Origin of the sequence: Faecalibacterium taiwanense, assembly GCF_036632915.2 — a bacterium.
Taxonomy (GTDB): domain Bacteria; phylum Bacillota; class Clostridia; order Oscillospirales; family Ruminococcaceae; genus Faecalibacterium; species Faecalibacterium taiwanense.
The window spans coordinates 2810210-2830785 of the sequence record NZ_CP155552.1; the positions used below are offsets into that span (position 1 = coordinate 2810210).

General features: G+C 57.2%; 23 protein-coding genes. All 23 read right to left on the bottom strand.

The genetic code is table 11. The features are described 5' to 3' along the window. Positions 1–11 precede the first annotated feature (11 nt). On the bottom strand, positions 12–626 hold the full coding sequence (gene pgsA, locus PXT33_RS13970) for a CDP-diacylglycerol--glycerol-3-phosphate 3-phosphatidyltransferase (RefSeq protein WP_005937936.1): 615 nt from the start codon (positions 624–626) through the stop codon (positions 12–14). 18 nt (positions 627–644) lie between these two features. Then, entirely contained in the window at positions 645–1970 is a 1326-nt protein-coding gene (gene rimO / locus PXT33_RS13975) for a 30S ribosomal protein S12 methylthiotransferase RimO (protein WP_332376811.1), read from the bottom strand. A 38-nt stretch (positions 1971–2008) separates the two neighbouring features. Continuing rightward, positions 2009–2518, bottom strand: coding sequence for a RecX family transcriptional regulator (locus tag PXT33_RS13980; protein WP_332376812.1), 510 nt, complete (start codon positions 2516–2518; stop codon positions 2009–2011). After that, positions 2519–3700: a recombinase RecA gene (gene recA / locus PXT33_RS13985; RefSeq protein ID WP_005937946.1), complete on the bottom strand. Its 1182-nt coding sequence runs from the start codon at positions 3698–3700 to the stop codon at positions 2519–2521. It abuts the gene before it with no gap. 117 nt (positions 3701–3817) lie between these two features. Further along, positions 3818–4792 carry a HemK/PrmC family methyltransferase gene (locus PXT33_RS13990; RefSeq protein ID WP_332376813.1) on the bottom strand — a complete coding sequence of 325 codons (975 nt, stop codon included), beginning with the start codon at positions 4790–4792 and terminating at the stop codon, positions 3818–3820. After that, positions 4786–5733, bottom strand: a complete 948-nt coding sequence (locus PXT33_RS13995) for a DUF1385 domain-containing protein (RefSeq protein ID WP_332376814.1) — start codon at positions 5731–5733, stop codon at positions 4786–4788. The genes PXT33_RS13990 and PXT33_RS13995 overlap by 7 nt, the downstream gene beginning before the upstream one ends. A 62-nt stretch (positions 5734–5795) precedes the next feature. Further along, positions 5796–7220, bottom strand: coding sequence for a HAMP domain-containing sensor histidine kinase (locus PXT33_RS14000; protein WP_120079784.1), 1425 nt, complete (start codon positions 7218–7220; stop codon positions 5796–5798). Then, entirely contained in the window at positions 7217–7924 is a 708-nt protein-coding gene (locus PXT33_RS14005) for a response regulator transcription factor (protein WP_332376815.1), read from the bottom strand. The genes PXT33_RS14000 and PXT33_RS14005 overlap by 4 nt, the downstream gene beginning before the upstream one ends. An 18-nt stretch (positions 7925–7942) precedes the next feature. Then, the gene (locus PXT33_RS14010) at positions 7943–9250 is read right to left on the bottom strand and encodes a hypothetical protein (protein WP_332376816.1); all 1308 of its coding nucleotides are present in this window, start codon (positions 9248–9250) and stop codon (positions 7943–7945) included. A gap of 158 nt (positions 9251–9408) precedes the next feature. Then, positions 9409–12243 carry an InlB B-repeat-containing protein gene (locus tag PXT33_RS14015; protein WP_347070395.1) on the bottom strand — a complete coding sequence of 945 codons (2835 nt, stop codon included), beginning with the start codon at positions 12241–12243 and terminating at the stop codon, positions 9409–9411. A 266-nt stretch (positions 12244–12509) separates the two neighbouring features. Then, complete coding sequence (gene rplQ / locus PXT33_RS14020; protein ID WP_005921819.1) at positions 12510–12851, bottom strand: 50S ribosomal protein L17; 342 nt, start codon at positions 12849–12851, stop codon at positions 12510–12512. A gap of 23 nt (positions 12852–12874) precedes the next feature. After that, a complete protein-coding gene (locus PXT33_RS14025; RefSeq protein ID WP_044953267.1) occupies positions 12875–13834 on the bottom strand; it encodes a DNA-directed RNA polymerase subunit alpha in 960 nt (319 codons plus the stop codon). Positions 13835–13947: 113 nt separating this feature from the next. Then, positions 13948–14550: a 30S ribosomal protein S4 gene (gene rpsD / locus PXT33_RS14030; RefSeq protein WP_005937973.1), complete on the bottom strand. Its 603-nt coding sequence runs from the start codon at positions 14548–14550 to the stop codon at positions 13948–13950. 20 nt (positions 14551–14570) lie between these two features. Beyond that, positions 14571–14981, bottom strand: coding sequence for a 30S ribosomal protein S11 (rpsK, locus tag PXT33_RS14035; RefSeq protein ID WP_005934894.1), 411 nt, complete (start codon positions 14979–14981; stop codon positions 14571–14573). Positions 14982–14995: 14 nt separating this feature from the next. Then, positions 14996–15367: a 30S ribosomal protein S13 gene (gene rpsM / locus PXT33_RS14040; RefSeq protein WP_005937976.1), complete on the bottom strand. Its 372-nt coding sequence runs from the start codon at positions 15365–15367 to the stop codon at positions 14996–14998. Positions 15368–15449: 82 nt separating this feature from the next. After that, positions 15450–15563 carry a 50S ribosomal protein L36 gene (gene rpmJ / locus PXT33_RS14045; protein WP_005921832.1) on the bottom strand — a complete coding sequence of 38 codons (114 nt, stop codon included), beginning with the start codon at positions 15561–15563 and terminating at the stop codon, positions 15450–15452. A gap of 35 nt (positions 15564–15598) precedes the next feature. Further along, a complete protein-coding gene (gene infA / locus PXT33_RS14050) occupies positions 15599–15850 on the bottom strand; it encodes a translation initiation factor IF-1 (RefSeq protein WP_005937979.1) in 252 nt (83 codons plus the stop codon). 714 nt (positions 15851–16564) lie between these two features. Continuing rightward, positions 16565–17356 carry a type I methionyl aminopeptidase gene (gene map / locus PXT33_RS14055; protein ID WP_097777145.1) on the bottom strand — a complete coding sequence of 264 codons (792 nt, stop codon included), beginning with the start codon at positions 17354–17356 and terminating at the stop codon, positions 16565–16567. A gap of 2 nt (positions 17357–17358) precedes the next feature. After that, positions 17359–17991 (bottom strand): adenylate kinase, encoded by a 633-nt coding sequence (locus tag PXT33_RS14060; protein WP_005937991.1) that lies wholly within the window; start codon positions 17989–17991, stop codon positions 17359–17361. Between the two features lie 114 nt (positions 17992–18105). After that, entirely contained in the window at positions 18106–19401 is a 1296-nt protein-coding gene (secY, locus tag PXT33_RS14065) for a preprotein translocase subunit SecY (protein WP_005937994.1), read from the bottom strand. 1 nt (position 19402) lies between these two features. After that, positions 19403–19843: a 50S ribosomal protein L15 gene (gene rplO, locus PXT33_RS14070; RefSeq protein WP_005934902.1), complete on the bottom strand. Its 441-nt coding sequence runs from the start codon at positions 19841–19843 to the stop codon at positions 19403–19405. Positions 19844–19863: 20 nt separating this feature from the next. Beyond that, positions 19864–20049 carry a 50S ribosomal protein L30 gene (rpmD, locus tag PXT33_RS14075; protein WP_005934904.1) on the bottom strand — a complete coding sequence of 62 codons (186 nt, stop codon included), beginning with the start codon at positions 20047–20049 and terminating at the stop codon, positions 19864–19866. Positions 20050–20063: 14 nt separating this feature from the next. Further along, positions 20064–20564, bottom strand: coding sequence for a 30S ribosomal protein S5 (rpsE, locus tag PXT33_RS14080; RefSeq protein ID WP_005937997.1), 501 nt, complete (start codon positions 20562–20564; stop codon positions 20064–20066). Positions 20565–20576 lie beyond the last annotated feature (12 nt).

Here is a 20576-nt window from a genome sequence, read left to right on the forward strand (position 1 = left end):
CAAAAAACGCTTTATTTTGCAGTGTTGATGAAGCTGCGGTTGTCCCACAGGTACTTGATGCCGGAAATGGCCGTCACGGCAGCCACCAGCCAGCACAGCACCATGGAAATGCTGATTACCAGGATCTGCCGCACGCCCTGCTCTGCGCCGGTAGCCGACATGCTTGCAATGGACATGCCAAAGAAGTAGAAGATGATGCTCAGCATCTGCAGCACGGTCTTCACCTTGCCCCACATATTGGCGGCAATCACCTTGCCGTCCTTGGCACCGGCGGCCACCATGCGCAGGCCGGACACGGCAAACTCGCGGGCCAGAATGATGCACAGCACCACCGGGCTGCATACGCCGTCCCGCATCATGTAAATGAAGGCCACAGTGGTGAGCAGTTTGTCGGCCAGCGGGTCGGCAAACTTGCCGAAGTCCGTTACCATGTTCCACTTGCGGGCCAGATGGCCGTCCAGAAAATCAGTAAAGCTGGCGGCAGCAAAGACGATGCCTGCGATCAGGTAATACGTCGGCTGGAAGGAGCCATCCGCGATGCCGTTCAGGCTGGTGAGGGACACAAAGACCATGAACACCGGCACCAGCAGGATGCGGGTCAAAGTGAGTTTATTGGGCAGATTCATACAGATTCCTCCAATTTGTTATTTTGCAACAGTACCATACAGATCGTAAAGGTCGCTGTCGTCCACCAGAACATCGTAGAACTGGCCGGGGTACAGCGGCTCCTCGCTGGAAACGCACACATTGCCGTCCACCTCAGGAGCATCGCCGGTGGTGCGGCACAGATACAGGCCGCTCTCCTCGTCGATGCCGTCGCAAAGTACATGCACGGTCTGGCCCACCTTTTCGGCCTGCTTCTGGGCCATGATGCCGGTCTGGATCTGCATCACCAGTTCGGCGCGCTTGTCCTTGGTCTCCTGATCGATCTGGCCGTCCATTTTGGCAGCAACGGTGTTCTCCTCGGCAGAGTAGGCAAAGCAGCCCAGACGGTCAAACTTTACTTCCTTGACAAAATTGCACAGATCCTCGAACTGCTCCTCGGTCTCGCCGGGGAAGCCTGCGATCAGAGTGGTGCGCAGGGTGATGCCGGGGATCTCGCGGCGCAGCTTGCCGATCACCTCCAGCAGCTCAGCGCGGTTGGAGCGGCGGTTCATATTCTTGAGGATGGTGTCATTGCAGTGCTGGATGGGCAGATCGAGGTAGGGCACCACCTTCTCATTGCGCTTCATGGCGGCAATGAACTCATCTGTGATGCGCTCCGGGTAAGCGTACATAATGCGGATCCACTCGAGGCCCGGCACCTTGTTCAGCTTATCCAGCAGCTCGCAGATGCTGCCGGGCTTGCCCCAGTCCTCGCCGTAAGCGGTGGGGTCCTGTGCGACCACGATCAGCTCTTTTACGCCCTCACCGGCCAGCCAGCGGGCCTCGGCCACGCAGTCGGCCATATCGCGGCTGTGCAGCGGGCCGCGGATGCCGGGGATGGCGCAGTAGTGGCAGCGGTTGTTGCAGCCTTCAGCGATCTTTAAGTACGCATAGTGGGCAGGCGTGCCGATGACACGCTTGCCGCCCAGCGGAAAGTCCTTTTTGGCACCGTAGCTTTCCAGATGGTCCTCACCATGGAACAGGCGGTCCACGATGGTGTCGATGGCCTTGTTGGAGGCACAGCCCACCACCGCGTCCACCTCGGGGATTTCTTCCTCGATCTGGCTGCGGTAGCGCTCGGCAAGACAACCGGTGACGATGACCTTCAGCTCCGGGTTCTGCTGCTTGTAGGAGCAGGCTTCCAGAATGTTTTCAATGGCTTCGGTCTTGGCGCTCTCGATGAAGCCGCAGGTGTTCACAAGGATCACATCTGCTTCGGCCAGATCGGCCACGGTCTCGTGGCCGGCAGACAGCAGGATGTGCACCATCACATCCAGATCGACCTGATTCTTGGGGCAGCCAAGGGAAATACACGCAATTTTCATAGGGGATGATACTCTCTTTCTCTTTTGAGGGGTGCTTTTTATTCTTCTTCCGCTCTTTTTATCGCTTCTTTTATGACCGAATACGCAAAGCCGCGGCGCTGCAGGGCGGCCACCACAAGGTCGCGGCGGCCATCGGCCAGCTTTTTCATATAGCGGCTGCGCACCAGAGCGGCGGCAGCTTCCAGCTCCGGGCTTTCGCCGTCTGCGTCCGGGGCATAGACGCTTTCCAGCGCCTGCTCGATCTGCGCGCCGGAAAGGCCCTTCTGCCGCAGGTTCTGGGCCGCCGCACGGCGGCTCTTGCGGGCGGCAAGCAGGCTGTGGGCACGGGCCTCGGCATAGCGGTCATCGTTTACGTAATCCCGCTCCACCATTTCTGCCACGGCCGCAGCCGCAGCCTGCTCCGTAAAGCCATAGCACAGCCGCTCGTACAGCTGGGCCGAGGACATTTCCCGCGAGGCCAGCGCATCCAGTGCGCGGGCGCGGGCCTTGGCCGGGTCGGCACACTTTTCTTCTTCCTGCTTCGGGCGGCGGCGTTTATAAAAGGACATTTAGTCCTCCACCATGATATCCAGTTCGCTCTCGCTGCTGCGGGCAGGAGCCTTGACCACCGGCTCCTTGGCATCTGCAGCCTTGGCGGGTTCCTCGGCCTTGGCCGCAGCGCCCTTGCCTGCCGGGCGGCGGGATGCGTACAGCTTATCGGCATTGGCGCGGATCTGGCCCTCGATGTCGTTTGCGATCTCGGGATTGTCCTTCAGGAACTGCTTTGCGTTGTCACGGCCCTGACCCAGACGGATATCGCCATAGTTGAACCATGCGCCGCTCTTCTGCACGATGCCCAGCTTTACGCCCACATCAATGAGTTCGCTCATCTTGGAAATGCCCTCGCCGAACATGATATCGAACTCTGCCTCACGGAACGGAGGTGCCACCTTATTCTTGACGATCTTGGCGCGGGTGTGGTTGCCGATGAACTGGCCGGAAGAGTCCTTCAGGCCCTCCACGCGGCGGATGTCGATGCGCACCGAGGCGTAATATTTCAGGGCGCGGCCGCCGGTGGTGACCTCCGGGTTGCCGTACATCACGCCCACTTTTTCACGCAGCTGGTTGATGAAGACGCAGACCGTGTTGGTCTTGCCGATGACCGAAGTCAGCTTGCGCATGGCCTGACTCATCAGGCGGGCCTGCAGGCCCACATGGCTGTCGCCCATTTCGCCCTCGATCTCAGCCCTCGGCACCATGGCGGCAACCGAGTCCACCACGATGGCATCGATGGCACCGGAGCGCACCAGTGCTTCGCAGATTTCCATGGCCTGCTCGCCGGTGTCCGGCTGGCTGACCAGCAGATTGTTGATGTCCACGCCCAGCGCTTCGGCATAGGTGGGGTCCAGTGCGTGCTCCACGTCAATGAAGGCCACTTCGCCGCCCTGCTTCTGGGCTTCGGCCAGAATGTGCAGAGCCAGCGTGGTCTTACCGCTGGATTCCGGGCCGTACACCTCAATGATGCGGCCGCGGGGCACACCGCCCACGCCCAGAGCCAGATCCAGACCCAGACTGCCGGTGGAAATGGCATCCACCTGCATGGAGGCGTTATCACCCAGCTTCATCACGGCACCCTTGCCGAACTGCTTTTCGATCTGGGCCAGCGCAGTGGCCAGCGCATCCTTTTTGGCCTCCGGCTCGGTCTTTTTGGTCGCCGGGGCAACGGTGTTGTTGTTCTGATTTTTTGCCATAGCGTGCTGCTCCTTTTCTTCCTGCTGCCCGCCGTGCGCGGGCTGTCCGTATACTTTCCAGTATAGTATACCACAAAATCAAAATATTACAACGAGAAGTTGTTTCTATTTTCACTTTTATTTTTCGGGTCTGTGGGCGATCATGCACCGGTCATTGCCGCCAAAATCCTTGCGGCACTCAATGTCTGCCCAGCCGTTTGCAGCCAGCAGTGCCGCCACAGCCTGCCGCTGCTGCCAGCCGATCTCCAGCACCAATGCTCCGCCGGGCCGCAGTGCATTCTGGTAATGCTCTGCAAGGGCACGGTAGAACACAAGGCCATCCTTTCCTGCTTCCAGCGCCATGGCCGGCTCCTGCGCCACCTCCGGCTGCAGATGCCGCATCTCCTCGGCGGTGAGGTAGGGCGGGTTGGATACGATCAGATCAAGCTGCCCTTCTGGCAGGCCCTGCCAGTAGGTGAACAGGTCGCCCTCCACCGGCTGCACCGCATAGGCTGGCTTTGCCTTTGCGCGCAGAGCGTTCAGCGTCGGCCCCCAGTCAAAGGCCGGGGCATCTGCCTGCTCAAACGCGGTAGGCTCCAGCAAGTCCTCCGTCTGCCCGCCCTGCCCTTTCAGGGCACAGCGGCAGTTCTTTTCCAGATAAACAAAGGCTTCCGGGCTTTTTTCCACGCAGGTCACCTGCGCCGCCGGGCAGAAGCGCTTGACGCCCAGCCCCAGACAGCCGGTCCCCGCGCAGAGATCCAGCACCCGGGGCGCTGCAATGCCCGTCAGGGTATTGGCAGCCGCTTCCGCTACCACCTCAGTGTCTGCCCGGGGGCAGAGCACACCGGGGCCAACGGCAAGGTCAAAATCCAGAAAGCTCCAGATCCCGCACAGGTATTGCAGCGGTTCCCGCTGCTCACGGCGCGTGCAGAGGGCTTCCAGCTTTTCCGCTTCCTCCGTGGTCAGCGCCCGGTCAGAAAGGCGGGCATCCCGCCCGGACGCCGCACGGAACAGCTCCCGTGCATCGTAATCCGCATCCGGACAGCCTGCGGCGGCAAGCCGCGCTTCCACCCTGCGCACCGCTTCCCGCGGAGACAGACCTGCACTTACCATTTGCCATCCTCCGGGTCCTCGGGCAGCACAGGGGTCACAGCGGCAATGGCCACCTCGATCATGCTGTCGTCCGGTTCAAACACGGTCAGGTGCTGCACCCAGATACCGGGCTGGCGGATGATGCGGGTGGCAATGTTATCGGACCGGCCGCACCACTTGAGCAGCTCATAGCTGATGCCCATGACCAGCGGCAGAAGCAGCAGCTTGAACAGCACCCGCAGACCGATGCTGCCCCACGGCAGCACGCTGTAGAGGAACACGCTGACGATGACCACCAGAATGAGGAAGCTGGTGCCGCAGCGCGGATGGAACCGAGTGTACTTGCGCACATTCTCCACGGTCAGCTCATCACCGGCCTCATAGCAGGCAATGGTCTTGTGCTCGGCACCGTGGTACTCAAACACGCGGTGGATCTCCTTCATCTTGGAGATGGCCACCATATAGGTGAGGAAGATGCCAACTTTCAGCACCGCTTCCAGCACCACCTTGGCCCAGCGGCCCAATGTTACAAAGTGGTTCACGCCGCCCACGATGAGGGTGGGCAGCACGGTGAACAGCAAAATCGCCAGCAGGCCGCCCAGTACGGCGGCACAGGCCAGCAGTGCGTCCTCTGCCTTTTTGCCCAAGTGGTCGCCCACCCATTTTTCAAAGGCAGTCTCTTCCTCTTCGGGGTCGTAGTCGTCACCCATGCTCACCTGAGCCGAGTACATCATGTAGCGGTAGCCCACGATCAGGCTTTCGATCATGGAGATGGCACCGCGCACCAGCGGGATCTTGGTCCAGATGCCGTGGTTCTTCACAGGGTCGATCTTGGTCTCAATGGTGCCGTCCGGCTTGCGCACCGCGCAGCAGATGAGCTTCGGGCCGCGCATCATGATGCCTTCCATCAGCGCCTGCCCGCCGACGCTGGTCTTGAAACGTTCCTTTTTGGGTTGATTCATTGGGTTCTCCTATCGGATCATATTTTTCCTGGTTATTTTACCACAGAATTGTGACAAAATCTTCACGCCTTATGGTACAGCGGCAAGCCCAGTGTGACCACTGTGCCGCGGCCCAGCGTGCTCTTGATGTCCATGGTGCCGTCCAGTGCAGTCATGATGGAATCCACCAGCGCAAGGCCGATGCCGCTGCCGCGCACCGAATTGCTGCCCTTGTAGAACTTGGTCTTGACATTCTCAAGGTCTTCCGGCGGGATGCCGCGGCCCTGATCGATGATCTCCGCAAAAGCCTTGTATTCGCCCGCCCACAGCTTGACCGTGATGCGCCCGCCGGGGGCCGAGTACTTGATGGCGTTGTCCATGATGTTGATGAACACCTGCCGCAGACGGTCCGGGTCGGCATAGACCGGGATCATCTCCTCCGGCTCGGTGTAGCTGAGCACAAGGCCCTCGCGCTGGATGCGTGCTTCACAGAACAGCACCGCATCGGTCAGCTCTGCCACAAGGTCCAGCGGGCGGCAGTCCATACGGATGCGGCCGTTCTGCAGACGGCTGAAATCCAGCAGCTCTTCCACCATGTTGTACAGGCGGCCCGTCTCATTGTTGATGATTTCAAGGCCCTTGCGGTAGTTCTCGTCTGCCGGGTCGTCCAGTGTGCGCAGGGTCTCCACCCAGCCCCGGATGGAGGTGAGCGGCGTGCGCAACTCGTGAGAGACGGAACTGATGAACTCGTTCTTCATCTTCTCGGTCTCTTCCAGCCCTTCGGCCATCTGGTTGATGGTGCCGCGCAGGCGGTCCACCTCGTCGTGCTCGTTGCCGGTGACCGGCAGGCGCACATCCAGCTCACCCCGGGCGATGCTGGCTGCGGTGCGCTCCACCTGTCCCAGCGGCACCACGATGCTGCGGATGAAGTACAGGCCGGACATCACGGTGAAAGCAAGGATCACCGCCGCGATCACAACACTTACCGCGAGGGCGTTCTTGATCTGCGCTCCCACAAGGGTCAGGCTGGTGACAAGACGCATCGCCGCCACATCCTCGGCGGCATAGGGCACCAGATAGCAGGCCGCCATCACCAGCTCACCGGACTGGGTGCGGTAGACCGCCACACCAAGGCCATCAGAAGCCTCCTGCGCCTGCTCAAAGTCGATGCCGGTCACAATGCCGTCCGCATTTGTGCCGCTGGAGGACGCAATGACCCCGCCATAGCTGTCCAGCAGCATGAACTCGTATTTGTCCTTATCGGCAAACTGCTCCACCATGCGGCGCAGGGCCACGCTGCGGGTAGCCGCCGTGCTCTGCACCGTATCGCCGGTGTACATTTTCAGCTGGCCGGACACCGAAGAGAACCGCCGGTACATGGTCTGCTGCACGCTGTTATAATAGCTGCGTGTGTAGTTGTACAGGAACATGGTTTCGGCCAGCAGCACCAGCAGCACGGTGATGAGCAGGTTGCCCCGCAGCCACCGGCGGGTGATCCCGCTTCTCATTCTTCCCATCTGTAACCGTAGCCCCACACAGTAAGGATATGGGTGGGATGGCTGGGTTCATCCTCCACCTTCATGCGCAGACGGCGGATGTTCACATCCACGATCTTCACGTCACCAAAATAGTTCTCGCCCCAGACACCCTTCAGGATCTTCTCGCGCACCAGCGCAATGCCGGGGTTGCGGAAGAACAGCTCCATGATCTGGAATTCCACCTGCGTCAGCTCAATAGACTGGCCTGCCTTGAGCAGCACGCGGCGGTTCTCGTCCAGCACAAATTCGCCGCTGGTGAGCATCCCCAGCGGGTTTTCCTTTTCTTTTTCGTCCCCGCCTGCAGTACGGCCGACGCGGCGGCACAGCGCTTTCACACGGGCCAGCAGTTCGCTTACGCTGAAAGGCTTGGTCATATAGTCATCGGCACCAATAGAAAGGCCGCGGATCTTGTCCTGCTCCTGTCCCTTGGCGCTGAGGATGATAATGCCGATCTTCTGATCGGTGCGGCGGATGGTCTCGCACAGGGAGAAGCCGTTCATGCCCGGCAGCATCACATCCAGAATGGCCGCATCGCAGCCCGGCTTCTTCTCCAGCAGCGGCAGAGCCGCCTCGGCGCTTTCGGCCTCCACAGCCTCCATGCCCGCAAGGCGCAGGTTCAGCGCGATCATCTCGCGGATGTTGGCTTCATCTTCAACGACAAGCACTCGTACCATGAACTGTTCCTCCGTTCTTTAGTTGAGCAGATACAGCGCCTTGGACAGGCGGTAATTTTTATCACGGATCTCCACATCCGGGGCAAGCTTCGCCTGCATCTGGCGGGATGCCACGATGCCAAGGCGGGTCCAGCCCTTCAGGCTGGAGGTGGTGCGCACCAGACGCAGGGTCATTACCAGCTGGTCATCGTCCACCGTGCGCAGCTCCACTGCACCATCATATTGTTCGCTGTCGGTCAGTTTGAGGTTGCCCTCCCACTCCATGGGCAGCTCGATATAGCAGTTGGTCTCTTCGTCCAGCAGCCCGAAGCTTTTTTCCGGGTGCGGGCTGGTATAGTCCATCCACACGATAAAATCCATGCGGCGGCTCTGGCTCATGTTCAGCAGGCCCGCTTCGTCCGGCTGGGTGGGGATCTCCACGATGCCGTCGCCGTCCAGATCCTGACTGACCAGACTTGGCACATTGCGCAGGGATGCGGTGTAAAGCTTTTCGGTGCTGATCTGATCGGCAGGCACCATCTGCTGCGTGTCCTCGTCAAAACGCAGCAGCACGCTGGCCAGATTGTTGCCGGAAATGCCGGTCCAGCCATCCAGCACCAGATAATGCCTGCCGTCCGCACCCACACCCGCCGCCACCGAGGCGCAGCCGGCGAACCGATTGGCGGAAAGGCCCATAACAGCCACCTGCTGGAAGCTGCCCTCTTTATCCACGGTCAGCAGTTCGATCTGCACGCCGCCGTCCTCCAGCGTAGACATCAGGATCAGGTCCTGATTGCCGCCGCCGGTGATATCCTCCACCAGATACTGCTGGTACTGCTGCTCCAGGATCGTGGAAAGCACGCCGTCGGTGTAGGAATACACAGCCAGATAATGGTCGCCCTGTGCCGCTGTATAACCCACCACCAGTTGGGTGGCATCGCCGGGCTGCAGCTGGGCCAGCCCCACCGACTCTACCGTGTCTGCAAGGCCCTCTACGTTCTGGCGCACATGCCAGATGTCGGCATCATCCTTCTGCAGGATGGCAATGCACACGTTGGAGCTTTGGGCGGTGGTGTAAAGCACGGCGGCATCCTGCCTGCCGTCACCGTCCAGATCCTGCAGCAGGAAAGGCGAAAGCAGGTCGCCCTGCATGGGATATTTGAGCTGTGCGCTCTCCCCCAGCCAGTCGTTCAGGGCAGTCTGCACATCGCCGTAATCGCCGGAAAGCTTGGGCGCACGCAGAAGCTCTTCCACCTGCACCTGTTCACCGGGCATGCTGCAGCCTGCCAGAAGCAGGCACAGCAGCACGCAAGCCAACCACCGGCCAAAATGATTCGGATGTTTCAACCGCTGCGCCTCCTCTGTGTGGAAAACTTGTCCGGCCAAAGGCCGAAAACATGCTATTGTCAGTATACCACGGGGCGGGCGCAATTCCAACACCCGAAAACGAGAAAAGGGGCTGCCGCACTACATTTGGTGCAGCAGCCCTTTTGGGGTTCTGATTTTTATTCTTCGGTCTTGTCAAACAAGCCTTTTTCTTTTGCGGCGTTCCAGGTCAGGCAGGTGCGCAGCTTGCTGACGGGGAAGTACGGGTTGAATTTATTGTTGTCCGCATCGTCCTTCATCAGATCCTGCTCCACTGCCCAGCGGGCGGCCTTTTGTGCATCGGTATCGCCCTCGTCGATGTCGCTGTAGAGGGCGGTGCTTACAGGCTCCGGCTTGCCGGCGTGCTCCCACAGCAGCTCGGCCAGCTCGATACGGTTGGAGGGCATGGGGATGCCGGGCATATTGATGACGCGGTAGATGCCGGTGCCGGCTTCATAGATAATAGCACCTGCGGCAGCACCCACGACCACAGCAGAGATCGCGCCCTGAATGTTGCCGGTATCGCTGGGTCCAACCGGGTCGGGGCCATCCGGGCCAATGGGGTCATCCGCGAAGGTTGCCGTCACCTCTACATTAGCATCCGGCATGATAAAGGTCACCTTGGTGGGGTCGTCCGCGTCCGGCTTCAGGAAGGTCGGGTCTTGCTCAACACCATTCACCTTCACCGTCCAGCTGATGAAGTGCTGTCCCGGTGCAGTGGCTGTCAGGTGCACAATTTTATTCTTTGGCACGGGCACAGTGCTGCCGCTCGGTACGGACGCATCGCTGCCTTCAATGGTCGCCGTCACATGGTCGCCGACCCTCAGAGTGGGGTTCAGAGTGGGGTTGCTCGCAAAGTTTGCCGTCACTTCCACATTCTCACTCGGCATCGTAAAGGTCACCTTGGTGGGGTCGTTTGCGTTCGGGGTCGTCAGGAAGGTGTCTGCTTTCTGTTCCTCACCGCCTACCTTCACCGTCCAGCCGGTGAAGTGCTGTCCATCCGGCGCAATGGCTGTCAGGTGCACGGTTTCACCCACCGGCACAGTGCTGCCGCTCGGTACGGACGCATCGCTGCCGTCAATGTTCGCAGTCACATGATCGCCGATGTTCAGCGTGGGATTCCCCTCAAAGTTTGCCTTTATTTCCACGTTCTCAGCCGGCATGGTAAATCTCACTTTGGCGGGGTCGTTCGCGTCCGGGGTCAGGAAGTCGTCCGTGTGTTGCTTAACACCATTCACCTTCACCGTCCAGCCGATAAAGCGCTCGTTGGCTTTCAGCGCCCTGCGCGTTGCTGTTACAGTATCGCCCATAGAAGCTTTGGGCATATCCACAGTGCAGTCTACAGCCGTGATATTATACGGAATATCGCTATAATACGGTTCCGCCTTAACATTATAAGCGGGCATGGTCAGGGTCGCAGTGGTTTCGGTGCCATTCTTCAACAGATTGGCAAGTTCTGTTTTGTCCGTGATTTCAGTCTCAGTACCATTTACGACTTTATACAGTTTCCAGCCTTTGAACTCCTTGCCCTCAGGTGCTGTATCCGCTGCTTTCAGCGTTACTTCCGTATCTTTTGCAATCAGCTTTGTACTGTCCAGCTGATTCAGCTCGCCGTTTATTTCTGCGGTGGCTACAGCCTTCTCAGAATCCACATAATAGCCACGGGTCAGGTAACGATACTCTCCTCTATAATCATTTTTGTAACCGATAACATAGCCCGAGTTCGCACTGGTCAGCTTCAGGTTTTTCTGGTATGCCTTTCCATTCGTGTATGTCGTGATTCGTCTGCCTTCATAGGGATTTCGCACCTCAATTTTTGCCTCGCTCGTAAAGGTAGGGTCAATCGTTACATACGGATTTCCAAACTCCTCACTATCTTCCCCACTAGACAAATATATATCTGTATCGTTGCCCTCAAAGGTCACATTCTTTATGACCAGTTCGTGTTTCTTATCTACCAGACAGTGAACACCGTATTTACCGTTTTTAATCGTAATATTATCCAGCGTAACATCTGCATTCAGACCTCCGCCAAAAACCACAGTCATTCCGCTCGCAAGTGCTTCATAAGTTCCTCCGTTTGTGATCCGTATCTCTTGCGCCGTATCATCATAAAGTTTTCCACATAAATCCAAAACTCTGCTGTTGTGACTTTCTTCACCCCTCGCGGATACGTTTACATTGTCAAGGGTAATCGTTCCTCCCTCAATTGAAACACAATATCCGTCATCATTTTTCAAAGTACTGTTCTTAATTTCAACACTTCCGTTTTTACTACCGACGAATCCATTTTTTATTTTTGCACCGTCTATAATAACAGTTCCTGCCTTTTCAATTCCAGCCCAAGGCCATGGTGCATTGTATACTATGTAATACCCTTCTGCAGTTAATTCACCGCCATTGATATGAACTACACTGCCATTCAAAATCGGGAAAGTCGTTTTTTTCGCGGCAATATACACGTCATTCAGTTCAAGTGTTCCCGCGACAACGGTAAAAAAAGATAGACGTTGTTCACCATCCAGATAACGTCCGTTCTGAACAACCACCGTTGCATTCGAGGCATTCAAATTCATAAAAGCGGCGGCATCTGTATTTTTCACATTTGCAACGACATCATACTGCCCTGCATTGATCTTCAAATCGCGGGCATCCTTCACATTCAGCAGTGCAGACCCCATATTGACATCCACATTACCAACAATGTTCAGCGTAACATTTTTTGTCGTATAGACCGTGATACTCTTTGTATAGGGTCCGCTCAGTTCATACACATCGCCATGCGCTGCTACAAATGTATCATTAACAGTCTCCCCGCCATTCAAGTGGTAGGGTTCCGTCTCTTCCTGCGCACTTACGCCATTTTCCGGTTCTGCTGCCCCCGGCTCCGCCGCAAACGCGCCCACTGGCAGAACCGACAGCATCATGCACGCCGCAAGCGCTGCACTGAGAAGTCTCGTACTCTTTTTTCTCATGTTCTCTTCCCCTTTTCGTTTGTTATTTTGCAGGCACCCACCCCAAAAGGCACCGTCTGCTCTTTAAGTTTACCCCCCCATACAACATATCAAGAGGCATTTTGCTAGAAAATAGGTTCGAGTTTTTAGTGGAATTGTGAAAATGTTTGCGGTTTGGCCCGCTATTCCCGGGAACATTCAGAAGCAATGAAAATGCCACGCAAAAAAAGCCCTCTCCCATTGCTGGGAAAGGGCTTTTGAACACTGTATCAAACAGTCAGAGCAGATCAGACGAGCTCCAGAACTGCCATCTCAGCAGCGTCGCCGCGGCGAGCGCCGATCTTGATGATGCGGGTGTAGCCGCCGTTGCGGTCAGCGTACTTGGGGCTGATCTCATCAAACAGCTTCTTTGCAACATCTTCCTTGGTGATGTAGGCATAAACCTGACGCTTGGTGTGCAGGTCGCTTGCCTTGCCAAGGCTGATCATCTTCTCGGCCATGGAACGAACGTCCTTAGCGCGAGTGACAGTGGTCTCAATCTTGCCATTCTCTAACAGGTAGGTAACCATAGCGCGCATCATAGCGTTGCGGCTGTCGCTGGTTCTACCGAGCTTTCTGGTACCGGGCATCCCGTTTCACTCCTTAATTATTTTTAGTTATCGTCATCCGTGTTCAGCTTGAAGCCCAGAGAATCCAGCTTTGCCATGACCTCTTCCAGGCTCTTGCGACCGAGGTTGCGGACCTTCATCATCTCGTCCTCGCTCTTGCTGACCAGATCTTCCACCGTGTTGATGCCTGCGCGCTTCAGGCAGTTGAAGGAACGCACGCTCAGATCCAGCTCTTCAATGGTCATTTCCAAAGCCTTTTCCTTGTCGTCGTTGGTCTTCTCCACCATGATCTCAGCGCCGGCTGCCTCATCGGACAGGTTGACGAACAGGTTCAGGTGCTCGGTCAGCACACGGGCAGCCAGAGAAACGGCTTCCTGCGCATTGATCGTGCCATCGGTCCAAACCTCAATGGTCAGCTTGTCATAATCGATCGCCTGGCCAACACGGGTGCTCTCGACGTTGTAGTTCACCTTGAGCACAGGGGTGTAAATGCTGTCAACGGGAAGAGTGTTGATATCGTTCTTCTCGATGATAGCCTGTTTGTTGCGCTCTGCGGGCACATAGCCGCGGCCCTTATCGAAGGTCAGCTCCATGACGAGCTTGCCGCCCTCGCCCAGGGTTGCGATGTGCCACTCAGGGTTCAGAATTTCGATGTCGTCGCCCTGCTTGATGTTGTCAGCGGTGACCTCACAGGGGCCGACTGCCTCAACACGCACTGTCTTCGGACCATCGGTGTACAGCTTTGCAGCAATACCCTTCAGGTTCAGGACAATTTCGGTAACGTCTTCCTTGACGCCCTCAATGGTGGAGAACTCGTGAACCACGCCATCAATCTTGACGCTGGTCACGGCGACACCGGGCAGAGAGGAAAGAAGCACACGACGCAGGCTATTGCCCAGTGTGATGCCAAAGCCACGCTCCAGCGGTTCTGCCACGAATTTGCCGTAGCGGCCGTCCGGGGACAGGCTTGCCGTTTCGATTTTGGGACGTTCAATCTCCATCATATCTATGCCCTCCTTGTCAAACCGGCGCTGCCGCCGGCCCATTATTAAATTCTTTCAAAGAAAAGAATGCGAAAGTGAGCCGTCCACGGGGAAGGCCCAGCCTTCTTAATGGATTACTTGGAGTACAGCTCGACGATGAGGTGCTCTGCGACTTCGTAGTCGATATCGCTGCGCTCGGGCAGCTTTGCGACAACACCCTTCAGAGAACCGGTCTCACGGTTCAGCCATGCGGGCAGAGCAACAACGGGAGCCTCGGGGCCGGTCAGCTTTGCAAACTTTGCAGAGCTGCGGCTGGACTCGCGCACTTCGATCACGTCGCCAGCCTTCACCTGATAAGAAGGAATGTTGACCTTCTTGCCGTTGACGGTGAAGTGAGCGTGGGACACCAGCTGACGAGCGTCGCGGCGGGTCTGAGCAAAGCCCAGACGGAACACGACGTTGTCCAGACGGCACTCCATGATCTGCAGCAGGTTCTCACCAGTCTTGCCGGGGCGGGCCTCAGCACGCAGGTAAGCATTGTGGAACTGCTTTTCCAGAACGCCGTAGATAAACTTGACCTTCTGCTTCTCCTTCAGCTGAGATGCGTACTCAGACTGCTTCTTGCGCATGTTGCCATTGGAGTTGCGGGTGGTATTCTTCTTTGCATAGCCCATGACCGCAGGAGAAATGCCCAGGGCCTTGCAACGCTTTGCGATAGGCTGCGTATTCTTTGCCATAATTCAATTTCCTCCTTCGATCAGACACGACGGCGCTTCGGGGGACGGCAGCCATTGTGGGGGATGGGAGTCACGTCCTTGATCAGGGTGACTTCCAGGCCGGTAGCCTGCAGCGCACGAATAGCGGACTCACGGCCAGCGCCGGGGCCCTTGACGTAGACCTCAACGGTCTTCATGCCATGCTCGATAGCAACCTTGGCTGCGGTCTCAGCAGCAGACTGGGCTGCGAACGGAGTGCTCTTACGGCTGCCGCGGAAGTTCAGGGAGCCGGAGGAGCACCAGGACACTGCATTACCCTGCAGGTCGGTGATGGTGACAACAGTATTGTTGAAGGTAGACTGGATATGAGCCTGACCAGCAGCAATGTTCTTGCGCTCTTTGCGCTTCATGCGGACATTAGCGCCCTTCTTGGCATTATTTGCACTTGCCATTTCTCAAATCCTCCTTACTTCTTCTTGTTAGCGACAGTGCGCTTGGGACCCTTGCAGGTACGTGCATTGGTCTTGGTACGCTGGCCGCGGCAGGGCAGATTCTTGCGATGGCGGGTGCCACGGAAGGACTGGATCTCAACCAGGCGCTTGATGTCCAGAGCAACGTTGCGGCGCAGGTCGCCTTCAACGATGATGTTAGCCTGATCGATGTAGTCACGGATCTTAGCCTCTTCTTCCAGAGTCAGGTCCTTGACGCGGGTATCGGGGTTGATGCCAGTTGCTTCCAGGATCTTGTTAGCAGTGGTCTGGCCGATACCATAAACGTAGGTGAGACCCACCTGAACGCGCTTCTCGCGGGGCAGGTCAACGCCGGCAATACGTGCCATAGTAGTTTCCTCCAAAAATCATCCCATGTCAGTGTCGGGGTCTGCGCCGGGACTCTACGCACTTGACCCCCAGGCGCCCGAATTAGCCCTGGCGCTGCTTATGCTTGGGGTTCTGGCAGATGACCATCACGCGGCCTTTGCGGCGGATGACCTTGCACTTTTCGCAGATGGGTTTCACGGAAGGCTTGACCTTCATGATGTTGAACCTCCTTTTGGTTGATACCCTGGTGCTTATTTGGAGCGCCAGGTGATGCGGCCCTTAGAAAGATCATAGGGCGACATTTCCACGGTAACCTTGTCCCCGGGCAGGATACGGATGAAATTGGTCCGCAGCTTGCCGGAGATGTGCGCTAAGAGGATGTGACCGCTGGGAGTGAGCTTCCCGGTGTTCTTATCCTCGCTCAACATTTCCACCTTAAAGATGGCGTTGGGCATGGCTTCACGCACAATGCCTTCGATCTCGATAACGTCTTCCTTAGACAAGCTATTTGCCTCCTCATTGGATCTGCTCAGTTTGTCGTTGAACCTGAACCGGTGCTTTTGCCTTGGAACCCTGAAAGCGCCGCGGTTTTCACGTGCCTGCGCCCGTTTGACCGCAGCTTGCCGCTTCAGCGTTCTCCAGTTCCAGTGCCGGTCCACAGACGGACAGGCGGCGATGATCGCCACATACTTCATCTTTCGCGGCACAAAATCCGCAAAACGGGCAGAAAATCCCTGTCCGCCGAGGAAGTATCTGGCTTCCACAGCCATTTATAGATTATACACCTTTTGTTGTCAATTTGCAAGAGGTTTTTTCCGTATTTCCGATAAAAAATTCTCGAAATTCAAAAGCTGTCCTTTCTCTCCCCGGTCTTGGTTTTTCTCCACCGCAAAGATGAAACTTTTTCACCAAAAGTTGTCATAATTGCACAAACAGCAGGAGCGGAAAGGGAAAAAGGCATCTCGCACAAGGGCAGCAGCCTCGCCCTCTCAGTCAAATCCTACGGATTTGCCAGCTCCCCCAAAGGGGGAGCCCTTGGCAATCCACACAACCTTCATCTTTTTGCCAAGGCCTCTCCCTTTGGGAGAGGTGGATTTGCGAAGCAAAGACGGAGAGGGCGAGCCCGCTAACCAAAAAAGCAGCTGCGACAAGAATACTCCATACGCAAAAGGAGCCACCACACATCATCTGCGCAGCGGCTCCTTTTTTATGATTGCTTACTTCAGGCTGAACTTTTCCGGGTCAAAATCCGGGTCATCCCAGAAGCGGGTCATGATCTCAGTGTGATCCTTCAGGATCGCATTGGAGTGCTCAAAGTGCGCAGCCAGACCACCGTCTTTGGTCTTGACGGTCCAGCCGTCCTTGGACTGGGTGATCTTGCAGTCGTACTGGCAGATCATGGGCTCAATGGCAATGGTCATGCCGGGCACAAGGCGCGGGCCGCGGCCCTGATGGCCGTAGTTGGGCACTTCCGGGTCCTCGTGCAGCTCACGGCCGGTGCCGTGGCCCACGAACTCGCGGACGACCGAGAAACCGGCATCCTCGCAGTAGCTCTGCACGGCATAGCCAATGTCGCCGATGCGGTTGCCGGCCACAGCCTGCTCGATGCCCTTATACAGAGCAGCCTTGGTCACATCCAGCAGGCGCTGTGCTTCCAGATCGACCTTGCCCACCGCATAGGTGCAGGCATTGTCGCCGTTGAAGCCATCGATTTTTGCGCCGGTGTCGATGCTGACGATATCACCGGGACGAATGACGATGTCATGCGAAGGGATACCATGGATGATGGTATCGTTCAGGCTGATGCAGGCCGTGCCCGGAAAACCATACAGACCCTTGAAATTGGGGGTGCCGCCGTGCTTCACGATGAAGTCGTAGATCAGCTTATCCAATTCCCATGTGGTCATACCTGCTTCGATATGCTCACCGCCGTACTTCAGGGCAGCTGCGCTCAGGGCATTTGCCTTGCGCATGCCGTCCAGCTCTTTCGCATTTTTGATCTGAATCACGATTATGCCTCCAAAGCTTTCATGACTTCAGCCGTGGTCTCCTCGATGGAGGGGCAGAACTTGATCTCTGCCAGCTTGCCGCGGGTACGGTAGAACTCCACCAGCGGCTCGGTCTGCTCATGATATGCTTTCAGACGATCCAGCACGGTGGCAGGCTGGTCGTCCTTGCGGATGACGGTCTTGCCGCCGCACAGGTCGCACACACCCTCGACCTTGCTCTTCTTGTTGACGATGTGGTAGCTTGCGCCGCACTTCTCGCAGACGCGGCGGCCGCTCATGCGGTCAACGATCACATTGTCCTCGACCTGCAGCTCCAGCACCTTGTCGATGCGGATACCCATGGTCTCGATGGCCTCGGCCTGAGCGATGGTGCGGGGCACACCGTCCAGGATAAAGCCGTTTGCGCAGTCCGGCTGAGCCAGACGCTCTTTCAGGATGCCGATGATGACCTCATCGGGCACCAGAGCGCCAGCGTCCATAAAGCTCTTTGCCTTCAGGCCCATCTCGGTGCCTTCCTTGACAGCAGCGCGCAGAATGTTGCCGGTGCTGATGGAGGGGATGTTCAGCTTGGCGCAGATGATCTCGGCCTGAGTGCCCTTACCAGCACCAGGTGCGCCCAACAGGATCAGATTCATAGGATCATTCCTTTCCTTTGCTAGAGGATGTAAACTCCAAAAAAGTAAAAAAGCACTGAAAAGTTCGAGCGTACTCTCCTTTCCAGTGCTTTCTCACATCTTAATTATTGTGGATCAACCAAGGAAGCCCTTGTGGTTGCGCATCGTCATGAAGCTGTCGAGGCTGCGGGTGGTATCAAGTGCCACACCAACCACGATCAGCAGGCTGGTACCGCCCAGCTGGATGCTCATACCGGTCAGGTTGCCCAGAATGATCGGCAGCACAGCCACCGCAGCCAGGAAGATGGCACCGATGAGGGTGATCTTGTTCAGGGTGCGGGTGATGAAATCGCTGGTCGGCTTGCCGGGACGGAAGCCGGGGATCGAGCCGTTGTTGCGGCGCAGATTGTTGGCGATCTCAACGGGGTTGTACTGGATGGCCACATAGAAGTAGTTGAATGCCAGAATCAGCAGCAGGTAGATCACAACGTACAGCCAAGAGGTGTAGTTGAAGGTGTGGAAGAATGCATACCACACCGGGTGTGCCTGCTGGTCGATCTGCAGGAAGCTGCCGATGGTGCCCGGGATGGACACCAGAGCCGAAGCGAAGATGATGGGCATAACGCCGCTCATGTTCAGCTTCAGGGGCAGATAGCTGTTCTGACCGCCCATCTGCTTGCGGCCTACCACGCGCTTTGCGTACTGAATGGTGATGCGGCGCTCTGCGTTGGTCATGACGACCACGAAGACCACAGCCACCAGTGCCAGCACGATCAGCAGCGGCAGGAAGAAGTAGTACTGGGGCTTGCCGGACGCTGCCTGAGTCAGCAGACCCTTGACAGAGGTGTACAGCGAAGACCAGTTGGAGACGATCGAAGCAAAGATGATGAGCGAGACACCGTTGCCGATGCCCTTGTCATCGATCTGCTCACCGCACCATGTGATCAGCTGTGCGCCAGCCACAAAGGTTGCGATGATGACGATGGCGGCAAAGATGCCGGCACCGCCGGAAACGTACTTCAGTGCGCCCATATTGCGGATCACGAAGTAGTAGCCGATGCTCATGATCAGAGCGACCACAGCACCTGCGTACCGGTTGATCTGCTGCAGCTTCTGCTGGCCGTCGGCTTCCTTTGCCAGATTTTCCAGCGCGGGAATTGCCACGGTGAGCAGCTGCACAATAATGGAGGCGTTGATATAGGGTGTCACACCTAACGCGAAGAGCGTGCAACGGGCCAGAGCACCACCGCTCATCATGTTCAGATAGGAGAGCATGTCGCCGTTTGCGAACATCTGCGTCAGCGCAGAGCCGGAAACGAACGGAACGGGGATGGCACAGCCCAGACGGTACACCACGAGGATCGCCAGCGTGAACAGGAGACGATTTTTAAGCTCGGGGATCTTCCATGCGTTACGGAATGTCTGGAACACCTTACATCACCTCAGCCTTTCCGCCTGCCTTCTCGATTTTCTCTTTGGCAGAAGCGGAATAGGCTGCGGCCTTCACGGTCAGAGCCTTGGTCAGCTCGCCGTTGCCCAGAACCTTAACGCCGTCCAGAGTCTTCTTGACCAGACCCTTTGCCTTCAGAGCCTCGGTATCGACGACATCGCCGGCATTGAAAGCAGCTTCCAGATCAGCCACGTTGACGATGGCGTACTGGGTAGCAAAGATGTTGTTAAAGCCAACCTTGGGCAGGCGGCGTGCCAGAGGCATCTGGCCGCCCTCGAAACCAGCGTGCTTCACGCCGGAACGGGCCTTCTGGCCCTTGCTGCCGAAGCCGGCAGTCTTGCCATTGCCGGAGCCAATGCCGCGGCCCTTGCGGGTCACAGCCTTGTTTGCGCCGGGAATCGCGTGCAATTCATGAAGTTTCATTATGCGTATACCCCCTGCTATTAGGCTTCGGTGACGCTGAGCATAAAGCCGATCTTTGCGATCTTGCCCTGCGTAGCGGCATTGTCAGGCTGAACGGTAACGTCGCCCGGCTTCTTCAGGCCCAGAGCCTCAGCGGTAGCGATCTGCTTAGCGCCGCGGCCAATCAGGCTCTTCTTCAGCTCGATCTTGAGCATCTTATCTGCCATGGTTTGTTACCTCCTTAACCCAGAATTTCTTTCACGGTCTTGCCGCGCTTCTCAGCGACAGACTCAGCGCTGACCAGGCCGCACAGACCTGCGAAGGTAGCAGAAACAACGTTGATGGGGTTGTTGGAACGCATAGACTTCGCACGGATGTCCTTGATGCCAGCAGCCTCAATGACGGCACGCACAGGGCCGCCGGCGATCATACCGGTACCAGGTGCAGCCGGCTTGAGCAGAACGGCGCCTGCGCCGTACTTGCCGACGATCTCGTGGGGGATGGTGGTGCCCTTCAGGGCAACCTTGTGCATGTTCTTCTTAGCAGCAGCTTCGCCCTTGCGGATTGCCTCAGGCACTTCGCCGGACTTGCCGATGCCGTAACCGATGGTGCCCTTGCCGTCGCCCACGACAACCAGAGCGGCAAACTTCATGATGCGGCCGCCCTTGACAGTCTTGGAAACGCGGTTGATGGAGACAACCTTGGTGATCATGCCGTCGTCTTCACGGTTTCTCATAGCCATAATGTGTTTCCT